The following is a 2,153-nucleotide window of genomic DNA, read 5'->3' as shown; positions in this document are numbered from 1 at the left end:
CCCGAGGCGTCTCGGGGTCCGGCTCCGGGATCCCTCGGGGGCGGGACCCCCTCCCCAGGCGGACGATCCGGCCCGGCCGATCCGGCAAGGTGTCAGGTGAGCACCAGCCGACCGGAGTTGCCCACTCCGCCGACCCCGGACCAGGGAGGACGGCATGACCGCCGACCCGACCGCCCCCGCCCGCCGCCGGACCGCCCTGCGCGTCGCCGTCGCCGCCGCCGTGGGCGCGGGACTGCTCACCACCCTCGCCCCGACCGCCGTCGCCGGGCCCGCCGGCTTGCCGCCGGCCCCGGGCTGCCACGGCGCCGTGCACCTCTCGGTCACCGGCGGCACGCCCGGCGATGGCACGGGCACCGGCGGCGCCGCCGAACGGCGCGGCGACTGGACGGCCGCTGACGCCGCCCTCGCCGGGATGACCGACCCCGGCTACTCGACCTCCGCCCTCGCCGCCGTCCGCGAGAACGGCCGGCTGGTCTGGCGCAACGCCACCGGCGTCGCCGAACTCGGCACCGGCGAACCCGCCGACCCGGCGGGCGCGTTCCGGATCGGCAGCGCCACCAAGACCTTCGTCGCCACCACCCTGCTCCAACTCGTCGGCGAGCACCGGCTGGACCTCGACGACCGCCTGGAGTGCCTGCTGCCGGGCATCGTCCCGAACAGCACCGCGATCACCGTCCGGCAACTGCTCGACCACACCAGCGGCGTCGCCGACTACACCCGGGACCGGGCCTTCGAGGTCGACCGGGACTGGCTGGCCGACCGCCGCTACAAGTCCTACCGGCTGCGGGACCTGGTGGACCTCGCGAACACCTACCCGCCGGACTTCGCCCCCGGCGAGGGATGGCAGTACTCCAACACCAACTACATCCTGGTCGGGATGATCATCGAGAAGCTCACCGGCCACAGCTGGAACGACGAGGTCACCCGCCGGATCATCCGCCCGCTGCGGCTCACCGGCACCTGGATGCCCGGCGACCTCCCGTTCATCCCCGGCCCGCACGCCCACGGCTACGTCAGGACGGACACCGGTCCGGCCGACGTCACCGTGCTCAACCCGTCCATGGCCGGCTCGGCCGGCGGCGGCATCTCCACCACCACCGACCTGACCGCCTTCCTCGACGCCCTGCTCGGCGGCCGCCTGCTGCGCCCGGCCGAACTCGCCGCGATGAAGCGGACCACCGACCACGGCGAGGGCCGGACGTACGGCCTCGGCCTCCAGCGCCTGGACACCCCCTGCGGCCCGTTCTGGGGCCACGCCGGCGGCATCCCCGGCTACAGCACGATGATGCTCGCCGCCCCGGACGGCAGCCGCTCGTTCGCCGCCGACACCACCTTCTACGACGCCCCGGACCCGGACGCCGCCAACACCGCCTGGCGCAAGGTGACCACGACCGCCCTGTGCGGCGCCCAGGCGGCGGCCGCGGCACCCGACCTCGCCCGCATGGCACCGTGACCGACCCCCTACGCTGACCGGCGACAGAACCGCCGACCGTCACAGGAGGACGACCCATGGCAGAGCCGCTGATCGCCGCAGTCGGGGGCCGGGTGCCCGCCGTCGACCCGGGCGCCTTCGTGGCGCCGAACGCCGTCGTGGTCGGGGACGTGACCGTCGCCGCCGGCGCGAGCGTCTGGTACGGCGCGGTGCTGCGCGGCGACGCCGAGTCGATCAGCGTCGGCGCGGGCAGCAACATCCAGGACAACTGCACCCTGCACGCCGACCCCGGCTTCCCGCTGGTGGTCGGCGAGCGGATCTCGGTCGGCCACAACGCCGTGCTGCACGGCTGCACGGTCGAGGACGACGTCCTGGTGGGCATGAACGCCACCGTGCTCAACGGTGCCCGGATCGGCACCGGCTCGCTGGTCGCGGCCGGCGCGGTGGTGCCGCAGGGCATGGTCGTCCCGCCCGGCTCGCTGGTCGCCGGCGTCCCGGCCAAGGTCCGCCGCGAGCTGACCGAGGACGAGAAGACCGGCATCAAGGCCAACGGCGCCGGCTACCAGCTGCTCGCCGACGCCCACCGCGAGATCTAGCGGCTTCCCGGCTAGGCCGTGGTCATCGCTGCCGCGGCCGCCGGTTCCGTCGCCACCGGGGCGGGCCGGCGGCGGTCGGCCGCCCAGGCGAGCACCGCGACCACCGCGCCCGCGGCCGCGAGGAC

At 75.4% G+C, this 2,153-nt stretch carries 2 protein-coding genes; both read left to right on the top strand.

The annotated features are described in order from the left end of the window. Positions 1-154 precede the first annotated feature (154 nt). The gene (locus ACFU7Z_RS38925; RefSeq protein ID WP_380782880.1) at positions 155-1,453 is read left to right on the top strand and encodes a serine hydrolase domain-containing protein; all 1,299 of its coding nucleotides are present in this window, start codon (positions 155-157) and stop codon (positions 1,451-1,453) included. A gap of 56 nt (positions 1,454-1,509) precedes the next feature. Further along, positions 1,510-2,028 carry a gamma carbonic anhydrase family protein gene (locus ACFU7Z_RS38920; RefSeq protein ID WP_049659101.1) on the top strand — a complete coding sequence of 173 codons (519 nt, stop codon included), beginning with the start codon at positions 1,510-1,512 and terminating at the stop codon, positions 2,026-2,028. The last annotated feature ends 125 nt before the right edge of the window (positions 2,029-2,153 follow it).

Origin of the sequence: Kitasatospora sp. NPDC057518, from assembly GCF_042802075.1 — a bacterium.
Lineage (GTDB): Bacteria > Actinomycetota > Actinomycetes > Streptomycetales > Streptomycetaceae > Kitasatospora.
This window is presented reverse-complemented; position numbering and strand designations above follow the sequence as displayed.

Coding starts and splice junctions, on each gene's coding strand:
- ACFU7Z_RS38925 (WP_380782880.1), top strand. CDS start 155: ATGACCGCCGACCCGACCGCCCCCGCCCGCCGCCGGACCGCCCTGCGC.
- ACFU7Z_RS38920 (WP_049659101.1), top strand. CDS start 1,510: ATGGCAGAGCCGCTGATCGCCGCAGTCGGGGGCCGGGTGCCCGCCGTC.